We start from the raw sequence: 18,765 nt of genomic DNA on the forward strand, positions 1-18,765 counted from the left end.
TAATAAAATTATTAATCCAATTTCCATCCAAAGGTTGTTTGGAAAACATAATCATCTTTTGAAGCTCCTGTTTTTGGTTTATTGTCGTAATTGTAAACAAACGAAAGTTTGATGAAAAAATCCAAAGGCAAATCGTATTTGGTATCCAAAGAAAAATCGGTACGAACCCTTTTGCTTTCTGTTATACTCGGAAAAACAGTTGCTTTTGTCTGAATACTGAAATCGCCAATATCGTATAGATTAAAATCGGTTCCAAGAAAAAGCTCCAAACTTTTATTAGGTTCGCTGGTATCTTTAAATTTTTCGTGGTTAAAAGACAAGCCAGAAGCAACTCCCCAGTATTTTTTGTTGCTGTGCATGAGGAATTTTCCGTATCCTGCTTTTGAAATGATTCGCAGATCGATGTCTTGCTCGGTATTTGATAAAGTGCTTACTGATAATGGAATGAAATAATCTTTTGGGAGCAAATGAACATAACTTAATTCGGAATCAATTCTGCGGATGGGATCGCTGTCGTCCTGAATCGATTGTAAGTGTTTGTACATTGCGGTTCCGTACCATCTTTTGGCCGTGTAGCCTAAGTTTACGTTTGCCGTTAATTGCTGTAAGTTTTGGGCTTTGGTCAATTTTATTCCCACATCAAAACTGGCATCGAGTCTGTCCCAAAAACTGTCATCAACAGGTTTTATGTATACAATATCCGCGAGGTCTATTATGGATTTGGTTTGTGTTTCGACATTGGTAATTTCGCACTTATTGGGCGCTTTGGTTTTTGAAATTTTCCCGTTTAAGAGCACTCCATTGGTCAAGTTGATAATATGAATTCTTTCTGAGCCAATGTTTTTTACATGTTTCCATTCCAGTTTAAAATCATCTTTGCTATAATCGGTTTCAATTTGAACGACGCCTTTGTTCATTATTTTTATTTCGCCAACAATGATGTCATTGTTTTTCAGTACTAATGTATCAGAAGTTTGCGCACTGGCTTTGAAGAAAAAGAAAAGAAAAAATAAAAGAATGATTTTCTTCATATTGGGTTTTATTTCTTTGGTTGTCAGCTTGTAACATTAAAGTTAGAAATAAAAATGCAATGAAAATCAGAAATATAAAAAAATCCCATTTTCAGTTTGTGGAAAATGGGATTTTTTGGATTAATTGATTTTAATTTTTAGTTGGTTTTAAATTTCCAAACTTGGCCAACAGTTTCTCCTCCTTTGCCGTCTTTTACAACAACTCTCCAGAAATATTGTTTTGCAGGTTCTATCGCAACATCAAGTGTGTTGGCTCCTTTGTTTTCACTTATTTTAGCCGTTGGTGGATTTGCAGTTCCAAAATAAACGTCATAAGTCAAAACATCTGCTGTATCAACATCAGAAGTAGTCCATTTTAGCGTTGCCGTCGTGGTGCTTAGAGCGGCATTAAGAATTGGCTGTACTAATTCTGGCGCAAAAGGCAAATGATTTACTACAGCATCTCCTGATGTATAAAATTTGAAAGTAGCCGAAAAAGCACTTGCCAATCCTTTTGCATCAATAGCTTTTATTCTCCAATAATAAGCTGTGTTTTTACTCAGCACAAAAGAAGCTGAGTTATCTGCACCATCAAAAGTTTTTTCGATTTGAGTGAAAGCATTGTCTTTTGCCACTTGAATTTGATACGTTATGGCATCATTTTCTGTATCTGTTGCTTTGTTCCATTGAAAAGAAACAGTATTGTCTAAACATAGTTTATTATCAACTGGACCAACTAATGTTGGAACAGTTGGAGCTGTGTTTGTTTTTGGCGGTGTTGGCGGTTCAACCGGATCATCAGAACCACCTCCGCAAGAAATAAAAACTAAGCTGATAATTGATAGGTATATAAAATTCTTCATTTTTATTTTTTTATGATTTTAATGTATTCTGGAGTTTCAAAATAAATCTTAGCAGCATAAATTCCTGAAGGCTGGTTTTCAAGGCTCAACTGTACTTTTCCATTTTCGATAGTGTAGTTTTTTGCCGAAACCAATTGACCGCCGAAGTTGTACAATTCGATTGTAACTTCTTTGTTTTTTGTTGGAATTTCGATTTCAAAACTTCCAGATGTTGGGTTTGGATAAGCTGCTAAAGTTCCGTAAAGATCTAAAGTTGCTATTTTTTTAGAATAAACTCCCTCGCACGCTTTTGATGTAGCAACTTCTAATAAACCGCCTTTTTCAAGATCTAAAGAGAAATTAGAATCGTTTGTTTGAAATTGTGCCTGACCGTCAATAAATACAGTAAATGGCGCAGTTCCTTCGGTAATTTCAACATCAACCTTTTTAGCGCTTACACTAGATTTTCCAGTAATGGTAGCTCCTTTTTGAATGGTAACATTAAAATTTTGTTCGAAAATTTCACCAGGAATGGTAATAGCGATCGTGTAATTACCTGGAGTTAAAGTAGTAACTTTTAAAGTATTATTTGTGAATGCGGTTGCTTTTCCGTTTATAGTTGCCACGTATGCAAATGTTTGTTTTGCCGTAATGCTTATTTCACCATTGTTTTGACCAAGGCAAGATTCTCCTTTAGTTTCAATTGCAAAATTATTTGCAGGTAAAGTAAGTTCACCAGTACACTCTGTATTGTACTTCGCTGCTGTATCTTTTGCATAAGTCCAATTGGTGTTAGCATATACTACATCATCAACAAGAATACAGTATAATTTTGGGTTTGCACGTAAATCTAAGTAAGCAGAATTTATTGAGGTATTTTTCCCATTTTTTAAATTCAGACTTGTCAATTGATTGCCGTTCAGGTTTAAGTTCATTAATACTGGATTTTGAGACAAATCTAGCGTTGTAAGTTTATTGTCAGATAATACTAATAATTTCAGAGCTGCATTTTTAGAAAAATCTACCGTAGTAATTTTGTTAGATTTTAACTCCACTGTGTTAAGCAGGGTATTGTTACTGATATTTAAGCTTTCTAATTTGTTTGTACTTGCAAACAATGAGGCTAATAAAGGATTTTTAGAAAGATCCAGACTAGTCACTTGGTTATCAGTAATTGTTAAAGCTGCTAGTTTTGTATTATTTGAAACATCTAAAGACGTTAAAAGGTTGCTTGAAAATGATACGCTAGTTAAATTGATGTTTTTAGTAATATCTAAACCAGTTAATTTATTATTATTAGCATATAATGTTAGTAAAGCTGTATTTTTTGAAACGTCTAATGTTGACAGCTGGTTGCCACTAACAGACAAAGTGGTTAAATTAACATTTGCCGAAAGATCAATTGTTGTTACAGCATTAGTGCCAAAATCTAATAATTTTAATTTACTGTTTTTTGAAAAGTCTAACGAAGTTATTTTATTACCTGAACAGTCAAGTGTAATTAAATTTACGTTTTTAGAAACATCCAAAGAGGTCAATGCCGCAGAATAACAGTATAAAGTTTCTAATGCAGTGAAATCTTGAATACCTGTTAAATCAGATACTTTCAATGTATTATCGGTTACATTCAGGTAAGTTATTTTTGAAATGCTTGCGGTAAGTACTTTGCCGTTTTCACCGTCGGTGTCTATATTTTTGGCAATTAATAATTTTTCAAAATTCACATCAGGTATTAACGTGTATTTACCGTTTACAGGACAAGCTTCAGATGAATATGTTGCCGTTGCGTCTTTTGCAATCCAGTTATCTTTTGAGAATTGAGCATCATCAACTTGAATACAAAGCAAGTTTGGATTTGCTGTAAAGTTTCCAAAAAATACTCTTTCAAAATTCACATTGTTTCCGTTTTTCAAGTTCAAGTTGTACAAATTGTTAGAAGCGCAATCAATTTCTTTTATTAGTATGTTTTTAGAAATATCTAAATTTTCTAATTGATTGATACTAGCGCTTAAGGCTACTAGTTTTGTGTTTTTAGAAACATCTAACACAGTAAGAGCATTCGTGCTGCAGTTTAAAGTGTTTAATTGCAAAAGTCTAGAAACGTCTAACGTTTTAATCGCATTGTTGCTGCAATTTAAATTGTTCAATAAGGTTGCATTAGAAAGACCGTTTAAACTTGCAATTGCATTTGAGCTGCAGTTTAAAATTACTAAGTTGTAGTTTGCAGTTACATCAAGAGAAGTCAATTGATTTTTGCTAACATTCAAATTGGTTAAAAATCGGTTTTTTGAAACATCAATTGTTGTCAATTTGTTATCAGCAGCTTCTAATGTAGTTAAAGCAGTAAAATTTTGTATTCCGGTCAAGTCAGTAATATTGCTTTTTGACACGTTTAGAGAAGTCACAGTATCAATGCTGTAAGTTGCAACTTTTCCGTTTGGACCATCTTTGTCGATTCCTAGAGCGATTAATTTGTTTTCAAAATTAACATCAGGAATTAGTGTAAATGGCTCTCCATTTGGACATGCTTCTGATGAAAAGTTTGATGTTGCATCTTTAATTGTACTCCAATTTGCATTTGAAAAAGTAACATCGTCAACTGTAATACAAGTTAGATATGTATTATTTTTTAAGTTAGAATAATTGATGTTTATTAAGCTATTAGCGCCATTTTTTAAATTCAGATTGTATAGCTTATTGTAAGCCAGATTTATTTGATAAAGTTTGTTGTTTTTAGATAAATCTAAAGTGCTGATCTGATTTTGAGAACATTGTAATGTTTCTAAAAGTAGATTATTTGAAAGATCTAAAGAAGTCAACAAATTGTTGTACATAGATAAATACCGCAATTTTGTGTTTTGTGATAAATCGATAGTTTTGAATTTATTATCACCGATGTCTAGATTTGATAATTTGGTGTTTTTAGAAACATCAAGAGTTGTCAATTGATTACGATCAATACTTAGCAAACCTAATTCTGTGTTTTTTGAAAGATCAAGAGTTGTCAATTGATTGTTTGTAATCTTTAAAACCCACAATACAGCATTGTTTGAAAAATCTATACTTGTTAATTGATTATTGCTAAGATTTACATTGTATAACTCTGTGTTTTTAGAAAGATCAATGGTTTTAAGAGTGTTATTGCTTGCATCTAATGAAGATAAAGCTTTAAAGTCTTGAATTCCTGTTAGATCAGAAACTTTATTTTTGCTATCATTTAATGTTAAAGATGTCAAGCCTGAAATGCTTGCTGTACGAACTTTTCCATTTTCACCATCTTTGTCTAAACCTTGAGCAATCAAAATTCTTTCAAAACTTATGTCAGGAATTAATGTTTGCTGTTCATTAAGAGGACAAGCTTGTGATGAATAGGTTGCCGTTGCATCTTTTGCGATCCATTTTGCTTCAGCAAATGCGGCATCATCAACTTCAATACAAACTAAATGTGGATTTAGGGTAAAATTGCCAAAAGTCATGCGCTGCATATTGGCGTTATTACCATTCTTCAAATTTAGATTGTAAAGATCGTTAGAAGCACAATCGAATTCTTTTAAAAGCGTATTTTTTGAAACATCTAAATATTGCATTTTATTAAAACTAGTGCTTAGCAAAGTAAGTTTTGCATTTTTTGAAACATCTAATGTCTGAATGGCATTAGAATTACAACTTAAACTGTTTAGTTCTGTATTTTTTGTGACATTTAAAGCGGTAATATTGTTATAAGCACAATTCAAAGTATTTAGCGATATGTTAGCAGTAACATTTATCGAAGTCAGTTGATTTGAGCTAATGTTTAATGTTTTTAAGCCAGTATTTTTAGAAACATCAATCGTGGCCAATTTATTATTGCTAGCATTTAAAGCTGTCAAAGCTGTAAAATCTTGAATTCCTGTTAAATCTGCAATGTTGCTATTTGAAACATCTAAACTTGTTAGAGTAACAACATTCATGGTTTCAACTTTTCCTGCTATTCCATCTTTATCAATGCCTAATGCAATTAACTTCGCTTCAAAATTGGCATCAGGAATTAAAGTATAAGGAATTACAACTGGACATGCAACTGAAGAGAATGTAGCAGTTGCATCTTTTTTTGCTGACCAATTTGTATTAGAATAAGAAACATCGTCAACTTGTATACATTTCAAGTCTGGATTTCCAGTAAAAAGCAAACCGCCATTGTTTCCTGACGAAACATTTATTAAGGTATTGGCTCCATTTTTGAAATTCAGATTGACCAGTTTGTTATTTCCCGCCATTACTTGAGTAAGTTTTGCGTTTTTAGAGAAATCTAAATTTCTGATTTGATTATCTGAACACCAAACTTGATATACCTCTGGATTTTTTGAAATATCAAAAGAGGTTAATTTATTATTATTAGCAAGAATATAAGTCAGATTTGTATTTGCAGAGACGTCAATTTTGCTTAGATTATTGTTGCTAACTCGTAGACTTTTTAGATTTACATTATTTGTCAGATTAATTTCTGAAATAAGGTTGGTGCTTAAATCAATCGAAACTAATGCTGTGTTTTTTGAAAGATCAATTTTTGATAATTTATTATTGCTAAGAGTAAGACTTGTCAAAGCTGTGTTTTTAGAAACATCTATTGTTTCTATTCCATTGCCATAAGCTTGCAGTTGGATTAAAGAAGTAAAATCTTGAATCCCTGTTAAATCGGAAATCCCCAGATTGTAAATATTTAAAATAGTGATTTTATCGATATTTTCGGTTAATACTTTTCCGTTTTTACCATCTTTATCAATATTATTATTAATTAGAAAATCTTCAAATTTAGGATCTGGAATAAGCGTATAAACATTACAGTCTAAACTAAAGCTTGTTGTTGCATCTCGGGTAATAATCCAAGTAGAAGCAAGAGCAAGATCAGGCACTTCGATGCAAGTCAATGCTGAATTGTTAGAAGTATTTAAAGTCGTCAATGCTGTGTTTTTAGAAAGATTCAATCTTTTTAATGCATTGCCAGAGACGTTTAAATTTTTTAATCCAACAAAACCTTCAATTCCGGTTAAGTTCGTAATTCCTTTTGCTGAAACATCTAATGTGGCAACAGTATTGATGCTAGAATTTAAAACTGCACCATTTTTTCCATCAGTATCAATCCCTAAAGCGATTAATTGATCTTCGAATTTTGCATCTGGAATTAAAGTCGAAAGCGAACAATCTAATGAAGTAAAATTCGCTTCTTTATCTTTTAATGCTGACCAGTTAGTATTAGAATAAGCAGCATTATCAACTTGAATACAACTTAATGCATTGCTAGCAAATGATAAATCTATAGAGCCACCTGTTGAATTGCCATTTAGATTCGTATAACCAATATTACGGCTTAATAGGAAATTAGAATTATTTCCATTTTTTAAGTTCAGACTGCTTAGCTTGTTAGCAGAACAATTCAGGGTAACCAGTGCATTGTTATTGCTAAGATCTAAAGAAGTCAATTGATTTCCATAGATACCTAAATCAGCTAATAAGTTGTTTTTTGAAAGATCGATATTCGTTAATTTATTAGAACCTAATTCCAAGACAGTTAATGCCGTATTATTAGATACATTTAAAGATGTAATAAGATTGCTTGTAAAATTAATTTGTTTTAAAGCCGTATTTTTAGATAGATCTACAGTCGTTAATTTATTGCTTCTTACTTGTATTTCAAGAAGATTTGTATTGTTTGACAAATCTAAAGTCGTTAAGCTGTTATTTGACGCCTCAAGATATTGAAGAGCTGTATTCGAAGCTAGATTCAAAGTCGATAAACCAAGATTACTGCAGTCTAGATAAACCAAATTTGGATTCTTACTTGCATCAAAGCTTTTTAGATTGTAATTGCCCCCACAATTCAATTTAAGAAGGTTTTGATTTTTGCTAAGATCCAGACTTGTTAAACCTGCTTGGTTGCAATTTAAAGTTGCCAAAGCAGTAAAATCTTCAATACCAGTCAAATCAGTTATAGAGCTATTTGAAACATCCAGATATGATAGTGAGTTGATGTTTATTGTTGGGACTTGACCATCTGTAGTACCAGAATCAAGACCAAGTGCAATTAATTTTTTTTCAAAATTAAGATTAGGAATTTTTGTGTATTGTTCTGTACCTTGTACATAAACTTGAACCGCATCAATCAAAACTTCAAAAGAGGCACTGTCAAAGCTAAAAGTAGAAAGCGATAAATCGTATGATAAATCTTTATCTGCTGTAAAAGTAGCCGTTTTTTCTGTCCATAAATTATTTGTTGCAAATGTACTACTAGACAAAGTGGCCGCGCTTCCAGTTTGCGAAATGTTTAGCGCAATAGGATGATCTCCACTGTAATTTGCACTGACATATTTGTATTTATACTTTATAGTATAAGTTACCCCAGCTTTCATTGGTACTTGAGTTGTAATTTTTGGAGATTTAGTCGTGTAGGACAATCTTGCACTATATTGTAATGTTGTATAATCATAACTTGCATTAACAACATTCGTTACGGTCCAATTTTGTATTACTCCGTTCGGTGCAGTAAAATCCCCGTTTGGAACAAGATTAATCTGCGCATGAATTGAAAAATTTGCTAGAAACAGCAACAAGAGTAGTTTTGTTTTCATAGAATGAATTTAAATTTTTGTCACCGCAAGTATAGTCGCTTTAAAGCAAAATTCCTTACGGAAAACCGTAAGTAGCGACTCTTTTAATTAAAAAGGATGTATTTGATACTAAAAAAAGCTCCATTTTCGATTCATTGAAAATGGAGCTTTTATTATTTTTTGTTGCTGTATTATTCTACAACAATTTTCTTTGCCGAAGCCGCATCTTGGTTAATCAAGTATAAATAATAAACACCCCTTGGCAATCCAGATAAATCAATTTTAGTATTAGATTCATTTGAATTTAATTGGAATGATTTTACCAATTTCCCAGTTGTATCATAAACAGTAACTTTTTCTACCGACACATTTTGAATGTTAACTTCTCCTTTTGTTGGGTTCGGATAAACCACTGCTTTTCCAAAAACAGAATCTTCAAGACCAAGTGTACAAGTTTCTGAATAAGTTGTTTTAGTTTCTTTTATCTTAGACCAATTTGTGTTAGAATAAGCAACATCATCCACTTTGATACAAGTAAGACTTAAATTGTTTAAGAAGCTTGTATAGAGCGCAGCTGCTGTTTTCTTGCCGGTTTGAGTTGGTAAAATGAAGTTTTTATTATTACCATTTTTAACGTTAAGCGATACTAAAGGATTAAACTCAACAAAAATAAGTTCTAATTGAGGATTATTAGAAATGTCTAAAGTTGTTAATTGATTATTACTCACATTTAATCTTTTTAACAATGGATTTTTGCTCAAATCTAATGTCGTCAATTTTGCATTATTGAAATATAGATTTTCCAATTTTGGATTTGATGTAACATCAAGCGCTGAAATATTAGTATAAATACAATTCAAATCTTTTAGATTTGGCAAGTTTGATACGTTTATTGTTGTCAAATTATTTTGACCGCAGTAAATTATCTCTATTTCAGGATTTGCAGAAAAATCAATACTTGTCAGTAAATTTTGATCGGCAATTACGTAATGAACTTTTTTATTCTGAGACAAATCAATAGATGAGATTTTATTGTTGCTGAATGCAAGGTTAAATAATGCGGTATTTGCTGTCACATCTAAACTTGTCAACTTATTATTATTTAGCGAAAGTTTAGTCAGTAACGGATTTTTGCTGACATCAATTGAGGTCAAATTGTTGTTATCACAATCTAAATAAGTCAAAGCTGTAAAGTTTTCCAGACCAGATAAATCGGTAATATTAGAGTTTGATAAATCTAAAGAAGTGATCGAGCTAATATCGGAGGTAGCAATTTTTCCGTTAAGACCATCTTTATCAATTCCTAAATCAATTAATTTTTGTTCAAAATTAGTGTCTTTAAGTGTTGTGTAAGAGGTACAATCTAAGTTGTAATTTGCAGAGCTGTCTTTAAAGTTTTTCCAGTTTTGGTTGGAGTAAATTTCATCATCAACCTGAATACAGTTTAAATCTAAATTTTTAGTAAAGTTAGAATTGCTGTTAAAGTTTTTATTGTTCCCATTTTTCAGGTTAAGAGAAACTAATTTATTGCTGCTGCAATCAAGAGAAGCCAAACTTTTGTTTTGTGAAACATCCAGCGTCGCTAATTGATTTCCGCTGCAATTAAGAGTTTGTAAGCTAGTGAAACCTTTAATTCCTGTTAAGTCTTTGATGTTGCTAGCCAAGACATTTAAAGAAGTTACATTTGAAATACTGCTATTTAAAACAGTTCCGTTTTTACCATCTTTGTCGATTCCTAAAGCAATTAATTTGTCTTCAAAAGCTGGATCCGGTATTGCAGTTACGGCAGTGCAATCTACAGTTGAATATGATGCTGTAGCATCTTTAAAAGTAGACCATTTTTCATTAGAATAAATGGCATTGTCAACAACAATACATTTAAGCAAAGGATTTTTCGAAAAGTTAATTACGTACGGTTCCAATTGCATCACGCCATTGTTTCCATTTTTTAAGTTTACATTGGTCAGCAACGGATTTTCGGAGCAGAGAATAGTTGCTAAATTCGTGTTTTTAGAAACATCCAAGCTTGTTAACTGGTTTCTTTCACACCATAATAATCGCAATTGTTTGTTATTTGAAACATCAATATCTGTTATTTGATTTGTTGAACAAGTAAAATATTGCAAATTAAGATTCTTTGAAACATCGATGGCTTTTAAACTATTATTAGATATAACTAAGTTTTCAAGAGCGACATTTTTAGAAAGATCAATCTCTGTTAAATTATTATAATTGGCAAGAAGATATTTTAAAGTCAAATTTTGGGAAACATCTAAGCGCGTCAACTTATTTGACATTACATTTAATGAATCTAATGCTTTGAAATTTTCTATTCCTGTAAGATCAGAAATATTGCTATAGTAAAGATTTAGTTCTTTTACAGTAGAAATATTTGAAGTTAAAACTTTTCCATCTGTTGTGCCTGAATCTAAACCTAGAGAAATTAATTTTTCCTCAAAATTAACATCAGGAATTAAAGTATATGTAGGTAAACAGTACAATGAAAATGAAGCTGTGGCATCTTTTTTTGATGACCAATTTGTATTTGCATAAGCTACATCATCTACCTTTATACAGGTTAAATCTGGATTGTTTTTTAGGTCTAAAGAAGAGTCTAAGATGGTGTTTTTTCCATTTCTTAAGTTTAATTCAACCAATTTATTGTTAGATACATCCAGAGTGATTAATGCTGTGTTTTTCGAAAGATCAAGATTAGTCAGCAAATTGTTTTTACCGTTCAGCGTAACCAATAAAGGGTTTTGCGAAAGATCAATTGAGGATATTTTGTTTTCAGCAAAATATAAACCCGTTAAAAGAGTATTTTGAGTTACATCTAAGGAAGTGAAGTTGTTTCCGAACGCATTTAAAACAGTTAATTGTTTGTTCTCGGAAACATTTATACTATTTAATCCCAAAATGTCGCAATTTAACTCTTCAAGTTTTTTATTTTGAGTTACATCAAGAGATGTTATTTTGTTTAAACCGCATGATAAAATTGATAAATTTGGTTGGTTTGTTACATTTATGCTTGTTAGCATATTTCCGCGACAATCTATTTGAGTAAGATTGTTGTTAGTAAAATCTATTTCAGTTAGTTTGTTATAATTACAACTTATTCCAGAAAGATTTTTGTTTTGAGATAAATCAAGTGACGTTATTTGATTTTGTGAAACGTTAAGAACGCGCAGATTTGTGTTTTTGGATACATCTATGCTTGTTAGGTTGTTTTCATTAATTTCTAAAAATTCAAGCACTAGATTTTTACTTAGATCAACAGAAGTTATTTTATTTGTGTTGCAAGAAAAGTATTTTAAAGCTGTAAAGCCTGCAATTCCTGATATATCTGTAATATTACTATTAGCAATGTTAAGAGAAATGATGTTGTTAATGTCAGCATTAAAGACTCTTCCGTTTAGGCCATCTTTGTCAATCCCTAAAGCAATTAATTTTTTCTCAAAATTTACATCAGGTATTTGCGTAAACATTGAAGCGCAGTTTGTATTATAAGTAGCTGTAGCGTCTTTTATACTCATCCATTTTGTGTTAGAATAAGCATCATTATCGACTTCAATACACAACAAATTCGGGTTATTTCTAAAATCTGAAAAAGTTAGGTCTAAAATATCATTATGGCCGTTTTTTAAATTTAAGCTTTGAAGCTGATTATTTTGGCAAGCCAATTCGGTTATTTTAGGGTTTTTTGAAATATCAAGAGAAACTAATTTGTTATCTAAACAATCCAGTAAATTCAATTGAGGATTTAATGATACATCTAAAGCAGCTAATTTATTGCCATGACACATTAATTGCTCTAATGCAATATTTTTTGAAACATCAAGAACGGCAATTTGATTGTAATGACAAATTATAGAAGTTAAAAGTGTGTTTTTTGATACATCTAAACTTGTCAACTTATTATTGTCACATGTAAGACCTGTTAAAGCAATATTATTATCAATAGTTAAGCTTGTTAATTTATTACTGCTAACAGTTAAATTCTTTAGTTGTGTATTTTGAGATACATCTAAACTTCCTAATTGATTCCTCGCCACACTTAAGTTAGTCAGATTAGTGTTTTTTGAAACATTTAAAACGGTGAGTGTATTTAATCGACAATCAAGTGTTTGTAATAAAACGTTAGCACTAATATCTAAATTAGAAATTTTATTAGTACTGATATTTAAATCTTGTAATTGCGTATTTTGAGATAAATCTAAATTTGCTATCTGATTAGTAAAGACATTTAAATTCGTCAATTTACTATTAGCTGAAAGATTTAAACTTGTGATTAGGTTTCGTGAGCAATCAAGAGATTCTAATAAAGTATTAGCACTAACATCTAAACTCGTCAGTTTATTATTTCCAACATTTAAATTTTTCAGTTTTGTATTTTGAGATAAATTTATGCTCGTTAATTGACTGTTGGATACATATAATCCGGTTAAGGATGTAAATTTTTCGATCCCTGTTAAGTCTGATATCGGATAATCATAAAGACTTAAATCGGTTACTGAACTAATAGCTGAAGTCAAGACTTGACCGTCAGGAGTTCCAGTGTCAATTCCTTTAGCAATTAAAGTTTTTTCAAAATTGAGATCAGGAATTACAGTATAAAGAGTAGAAGGACATGAAGTTTCATTATAAGTAGCCGAAGCATCTTTTATACTAGACCAGTTTGTTGTTGAGTAAGCCGTGTTGTCTACTAGGATACATGCTAAATTAGGATTGTTGTTAAGCTTGGTTGAAGCCTTTTTTAAATTTGTATTATTTCCATTTTTTAGATTAAGCGTATAAAGATTATTATCGTTACAAGTTAAATCAGTCAAAACGGTGTTTTTGGAAAAATCTAGATTGGTGATTTTATTTTTTGCGCAATATACTGCATCAAGTAAAGTATTTTTAGAAACATTCAGACTTACTAACTGATTTTGCTCACAGTTTAAAGTCATTAATGCGCTATTTTTACTAATATCAAGAGTTGTTAAAGAATTTGAGTAACACTCAAGATAATATAAAAGCGTGTTTTTAGAAAGATCTAAAGAAGTCAATTTGTTTTGACCACATTCTAACCCGCGTAACTGTAAATTACTAGAAACATCTAACGAAGAAATTTGATTGCTGAAACAATATAATTGTTCTAATGCTGAATTTTGCGAGACATTTAAAGCGGTCAATAAATTACTTTGGCAATCCAATTCCTTTAATTTGCTATTCGCCGAAACATTTAAAACAGCTAGTTGATTGTTATATACCTGCAACACCTCTAGCTGCGGGTTTTGGGAAACATTTATATTGGTCAATTTATTATAGGAAGCATTTAAAACTTTCAAAGCAGCAAAATCTTGAATTCCGGTTAAGTCGGCGATAGAGCTTGATGAAACATTAAGCGATGAAACTTTTGAGATATCGAATGTCAGGACTTTTCCATTTTTTCCGTCTTTATCAATTCCAAGAGAAATCAATTTGTTTTCAAAATTTGAATCGGGAATAGCAGTATAACCGTAACAATTAGTACTGAAAGATGCTGTAGCTTCTTTTAAGCTTAACCAATAACGATCAGAATAGGTTGGGTCGTCTACTTGAACACATTTTATAGCATAACTTCTTTTAATATCAAAAGTTGTAAAATTGATATTATTTCCATTTTTTACATTTAAAGAAATCAAAGAACTGGCATCGCTACATTTGAAAGAAGTTAATTTTGGACAGTTCGAAATATCAATGCTTTTGATGCCTGTAGCAGAGCAGTCCAGACTAATCAAATTGATGTTTTTAGAAAGATCTAAAGCGGTTAATGGACCATTACTAGAACAGTTTAAATTTTTTAATGCAGTATTGTTAGTTACATCTAAGCTTGTTATTTGGTTTATCGTACAAGAAAAATCTGTTAACAATATGTTTTTAGAAATATCAAGACTGGTAATTTTATTAGAAGTACAATAAAAAGTCTTTAATGCAGTATTGTTGGCAACATTTAAACTGGTCAATTGATTGCTTTGAATATCCAACCAATCTAATTTGGTATTCTTTGAGAGATCAATTGTTGTTAATTTATTGCTGTAAAGAGTTAAACTGGTCAAAGCCGTCAATTTTGTAACATCAAGTGAGGTAATGTAATTATCACTGCAGATAAGTTTTTCCAGACTAACAAAGTCTTGAATACCAGTTAAATCGGTAATTGAACTATTTTGAACCTCTAAAACTGTCAATTTAGAAATTTTAGAGGTAAGAACCAGTCCATCGACAGCACCAGAATCAATTCCTAAAGCGATTAATTTTTTTTCAAAATTAACATCAGGAATTGCAGTATACTGTGCATAAATAGAAAAGTTAGCCAATAAAAGCAACAAAAGTAGTTTTGTTTTCATAGAATTGATTTAGGGATAAGTCGCGCAATGATAATTAATCCTTGAGAAAATTCCTTACGGAAACCCGTAATTGCCTATTCTATTTTCAATTTAACTGCTTTTAAATTTTTATCAGATTAGTTTTAAGTATTTGATATAAAGTGTTTTTTGTTAGGTTTCTATTTCCTTAAAGTAAATTTAAATAATCATAAGACAGTGTTAATGGTTAGTTTTTTGTAACAAAAAGTCCTAATTTAGGCCCATCTTTTAACTTTAACGATATATTTACTTACATGAGTCATATAAAACCATTAAAATTATCTGCTTTTGCTTTATTGGTTTTAGCAGGATGTGGCACTACTTTACAGGCACAATCTGCTGCTTCTAAAGAATTTATTAAAGCACCTTTGGCTGTTGTGAAAAAAGCTCCAGTCACTGACAATGAATTAAAAAGATGGAGTCACCTGGACTTGGTAAAAGATTCTATCCCAGGAATGAGTGTTGATAGGGCTTACGCCGAATTATTACAAGGAAAAACAGGCCAGAAAGTAATCGTTGGGATTGTAGATTCTGGCATTGATATCGAGCACGAAGATTTGCAAGGAATGATTTGGACAAATCCAAAAGAAATTCCAGGCAACGGAATCGATGATGACAAAAACGGATTTATTGATGACGTTCACGGTTGGAATTTCCTAGGAAATGCAGTGCACGAAAATCTTGAATTGACGCGTATCGTGAAAAAAGGCGATGACGGTTCTGCTCAATACAAAGTTGCTTTGGCAGAATACAATGATAAGTACGATGAAGCTTTAAAAAATAAACAACAAGTAGATGCGTTATTAAATATTCACAATACTATAAAAAAAGAGTTAGGAAAAACAACCTATAAACTTGAAGATTTAAGTACAATTAAATCAGCTGACCCCAAAGTTCTATATTGTAAAGACGCAATGACTCAAATTTTCACAAATGCTGGTCCCACTTTTGATCCAGAAGCTGATTTTGAAGAGTATAGAGAACAAGTTTACGATGAGCTGAACTACAATTTAAATAAAGAGTACGACGGAAGAAAAATTGTAGGCGACAATCCGGATGACATCAAAAACAATCATTATGGAAACAATATTGTTTTTGGTCCAGATAAAGAAAAAGCATTACACGGAACTCACGTTGCTGGAATTATTGGACAAGTCCGTGGCAATAATTTAGGAGGAGACGGAATCACAAACAATGTTGAAATCTTGACTGTAAGAGCAGTTCCAGACGGAGACGAATATGATAAAGATATCGCGCTTGCTATTCGCTATGCAGTTGACAACGGAGCAAAAGTAATCAACGGAAGTTTTGGAAAAAGCTTTTCACCACATAAAGACTGGGTTTATGACGCGTTGAAATATGCAGCCAAAAAAGATGTTTTGATCGTACACGCAGCAGGTAATGACGGATATAATATTGATGAAACAAAAAACATCAATTACCCAAATGATTCTAAAGACAATGTAAACGAGTTTACAAACAACGTAATCACGGTTGGCGCAATCAACAAACAATATGGCGAAAATGTAGTGGCAGGATTTTCAAATTTCGGAAAAATAAATGTTGACGTTTTTGCTCCAGGAGAAGAAATTTATGCAACAGTTCCAAACAATAAATACAAATATCTGCAAGGAACTTCAATGGCATCGCCAAATGTTGCTGGTGTAGCGGCATTGATTCGTTCGTATTATCCAAAATTGAAAGCAGTTCAGGTGAAACAAATTTTAATGGATTCTGGAGTGGCGCTTCCTGCAAAAGTAGTTTTGGGTGAAAATGAAGAAACAGGTGAAAAGCCAGCAGCAGTTTCATCAACAGAATCATCTCGAACAGCTAAAATGGTAAATGCTTACAATGCATTGCTTATGGCCGAAAAAATGTCTAAAAAATAATCAAACAGAATATATTAATCCGATGGAAGGGCGGCGGCTCTTCCATTTTTATTAAAATAACCATGCGAAAAATTGTATTATTATCCTTTCTGAGTTTGGGTCTAAACTCTGCCTTTGCCCAAAGCGCTCCATATTGGCAGCAACACGTCGATTATAAAATGGAAGTATCGATGGATGTAAAAACCTATCAATACAAAGGAAAACAAGAATTAGTTTATACAAACAATTCTCCTGATACTTTAAGAAAAGTTTTCTATCATTTATATCCAAATGCTTTTCAGCCAGGAAGCGAAATGGATGCACGTTTGCATTCTATAAAAGATCCAGATGCAAGAATGGTGAATAAAGTTAAAGATGCTGAAGGAAAAGAAATCAAACAAAGCCGAATTGAAACTTTAAAACCAAATGAAATCGGGTTCTTGAAAATCAGCAATTTTAAACAAGATGGAGTTGCTGCTCAAACCAGACTTTCATCTACAATTTTAGAAGTGACTTTGGCGAAACCAATTTTGCCAGGTTCAAAAACTACTTTCACCTTAGATTTTGACGGACAAGTTCCAGTTCAAATTCGTCGTTCTGGACGAAATAATAAAGAAGGAGTTGAGCTTTCGATGTCACAATGGTATCCAAAATTAGCCGAATTCGATTTTGAAGGATGGCACGCCGATCCATACGTTGCGAGAGAATTTCACGGCGTTTGGGGAGATTTTGACGTAAAAATTACAATTGATAAAGAGTATACAATCGGAGGTTCAGGGTATTTACAAGACAAAAATTCAATCGGACATGGTTATGAAGATGCTGGCGTAACAGTAACGTATCCTAAAAAAGCAAAGACGTTGACTTGGCATTTTATTGCGCCAAATGTTCACGATTTTACTTGGGCAGCTGATAAAGCGTACACACATGATATCGTAAAAGGACCAAACGATGTTGATTTGCATTTCTTTTACAAAAACGACGAAAAAACAACTGCAAACTGGAAACAACTTGAGCCTTTAATGGTTAAAGTTATGGACTACTACAACCACAGAGTTGGGCAATATCCTTATAAACAATATTCATTTATTCAAGGTGGCGACGGCGGAATGGAATACGCAATGTGTACTTTGATGCTTGGAAGCGGAACACTTGAAGGAATTTTAGGAACGGCAACGCACGAATTAGGTCACTCGTGGTTCCAACATATTTTGGCTTCAAACGAATCAAAACACCCTTGGATGGATGAAGGTTTTACAACTTACATCGAAGACAGTGCTTTGAACGAATTAAAAGGAGATAAAAAAGAAGTAAATCCTTTTGAAGGAAATTATAAAGCTTATTACAGTTTAGTAAATTCTGGCAAAGAACAGCCACAAACTACGCATGGTGACCGTTATGATGAAAATCGTCCGTACAGTATTTCATCTTATGTAAAAGGAAGTATTTTCCTTTCGCAATTGGAATATGTAATTGGAAAAGAAAACGTTGACAAAACTTTAAAAAGATATTACAACGATTTTAAATTCAAACATCCAACTCCAAATGATATCAAAAGATCGGCAGAAAGAGTTTCTGGTGCAGAATTAGATTGGTATTTAGTGGATTGGGCACAAACAGCAAACACAATTGATTACGGAATCAAAGACGTTGCTGATAATGCTGGAAAAACAACAGTTACTTTGGAAAGAATTGGAAGAATGCCAATGCCAATTGATTTAAAAGTGGATTATACAGATGGAACTTCTGAAACATTCTACATTCCATTGAGAATGATGAATTTCATTAAACCGAATCCAAATCCAAACCAAAAAAGAACTGTTTTAGAGGATTGGGCTTGGGCGCAATCAAACTACAGTTTTACAATTGACAAAAACAAAACGGCAATCAAAAAAATCACTATCGATCCAAGCGGATTAATGGCTGATATTAAGCAAACAAATAATGTTTTTGAAGTAAAATAATCTTCAAATTAGAATATAAAAAATCCCGTTTAGAATTTCTAAACGGGATTTTTGTTTTTAATTATCAGGAGCATCACACGAGGCATTTTAATAAACAGGATTTCCCGCTCT

Annotated in this window: 6 protein-coding genes; 2 read left to right on the forward strand and 4 right to left on the reverse strand. The window is 32.0% G+C overall.

Annotation, left to right across the window (positions count from 1 at the left end):
* Positions 1–11: 11 nt before the first annotated feature.
* From SCB73_RS07780 to SCB73_RS07795, 4 genes are all read right to left on the reverse strand, one after another.
* Positions 12–1,031, reverse strand: coding sequence for a DUF481 domain-containing protein (locus tag SCB73_RS07780; protein ID WP_320569493.1), 1,020 nt, complete (start codon positions 1,029–1,031; stop codon positions 12–14).
* A gap of 137 nt (positions 1,032–1,168) precedes the next feature.
* Positions 1,169–1,873, reverse strand: a complete 705-nt coding sequence (locus SCB73_RS07785; RefSeq protein ID WP_320569494.1) for a fibronectin type III domain-containing protein — start codon at positions 1,871–1,873, stop codon at positions 1,169–1,171.
* Between the two features lie 2 nt (positions 1,874–1,875).
* Positions 1,876–8,457, reverse strand: a complete 6,582-nt coding sequence (locus SCB73_RS07790) for a T9SS type A sorting domain-containing protein (protein ID WP_320569495.1) — start codon at positions 8,455–8,457, stop codon at positions 1,876–1,878.
* Positions 8,458–8,627: 170 nt separating this feature from the next.
* Positions 8,628–14,804 (reverse strand): leucine-rich repeat domain-containing protein, encoded by a 6,177-nt coding sequence (locus SCB73_RS07795; RefSeq protein ID WP_320569496.1) that lies wholly within the window; start codon positions 14,802–14,804, stop codon positions 8,628–8,630.
* 272 nt (positions 14,805–15,076) lie between these two features.
* Here SCB73_RS07795 and SCB73_RS07800 point away from each other — a divergent pair, with 272 nt between their 5' ends.
* Both SCB73_RS07800 and SCB73_RS07805 read left to right on the forward strand, forming a co-directional pair.
* The gene (locus SCB73_RS07800; RefSeq protein WP_320569497.1) at positions 15,077–16,711 is read left to right on the forward strand and encodes a S8 family peptidase; all 1,635 of its coding nucleotides are present in this window, start codon (positions 15,077–15,079) and stop codon (positions 16,709–16,711) included.
* A 62-nt stretch (positions 16,712–16,773) separates the two neighbouring features.
* A complete protein-coding gene (locus SCB73_RS07805; protein ID WP_320569498.1) occupies positions 16,774–18,654 on the forward strand; it encodes a M1 family metallopeptidase in 1,881 nt (626 codons plus the stop codon).
* Positions 18,655–18,765: the final 111 nt, after the last annotated feature.

This window comes from Flavobacterium sp. KACC 22761 (assembly GCF_034058155.1).
Lineage (GTDB): Bacteria > Bacteroidota > Bacteroidia > Flavobacteriales > Flavobacteriaceae > Flavobacterium.

Bases quoted from the DNA above. Each gene is read 5' to 3' on its own strand.
- SCB73_RS07780 (WP_320569493.1), bottom strand. From the start codon at position 1,031: ATGAAGAAAATCATTCTTTTATTTTTTCTTTTCTTTTTCTTCAAAGCC.
- SCB73_RS07785 (WP_320569494.1), bottom strand. From the start codon at position 1,873: ATGAAGAATTTTATATACCTATCAATTATCAGCTTAGTTTTTATTTCT.
- SCB73_RS07790 (WP_320569495.1), bottom strand. From the start codon at position 8,457: ATGAAAACAAAACTACTCTTGTTGCTGTTTCTAGCAAATTTTTCAATT.
- SCB73_RS07795 (WP_320569496.1), bottom strand. From the start codon at position 14,804: ATGAAAACAAAACTACTTTTGTTGCTTTTATTGGCTAACTTTTCTATT.
- SCB73_RS07800 (WP_320569497.1), top strand. From the start codon at position 15,077: ATGAGTCATATAAAACCATTAAAATTATCTGCTTTTGCTTTATTGGTT.
- SCB73_RS07805 (WP_320569498.1), top strand. From the start codon at position 16,774: ATGCGAAAAATTGTATTATTATCCTTTCTGAGTTTGGGTCTAAACTCT.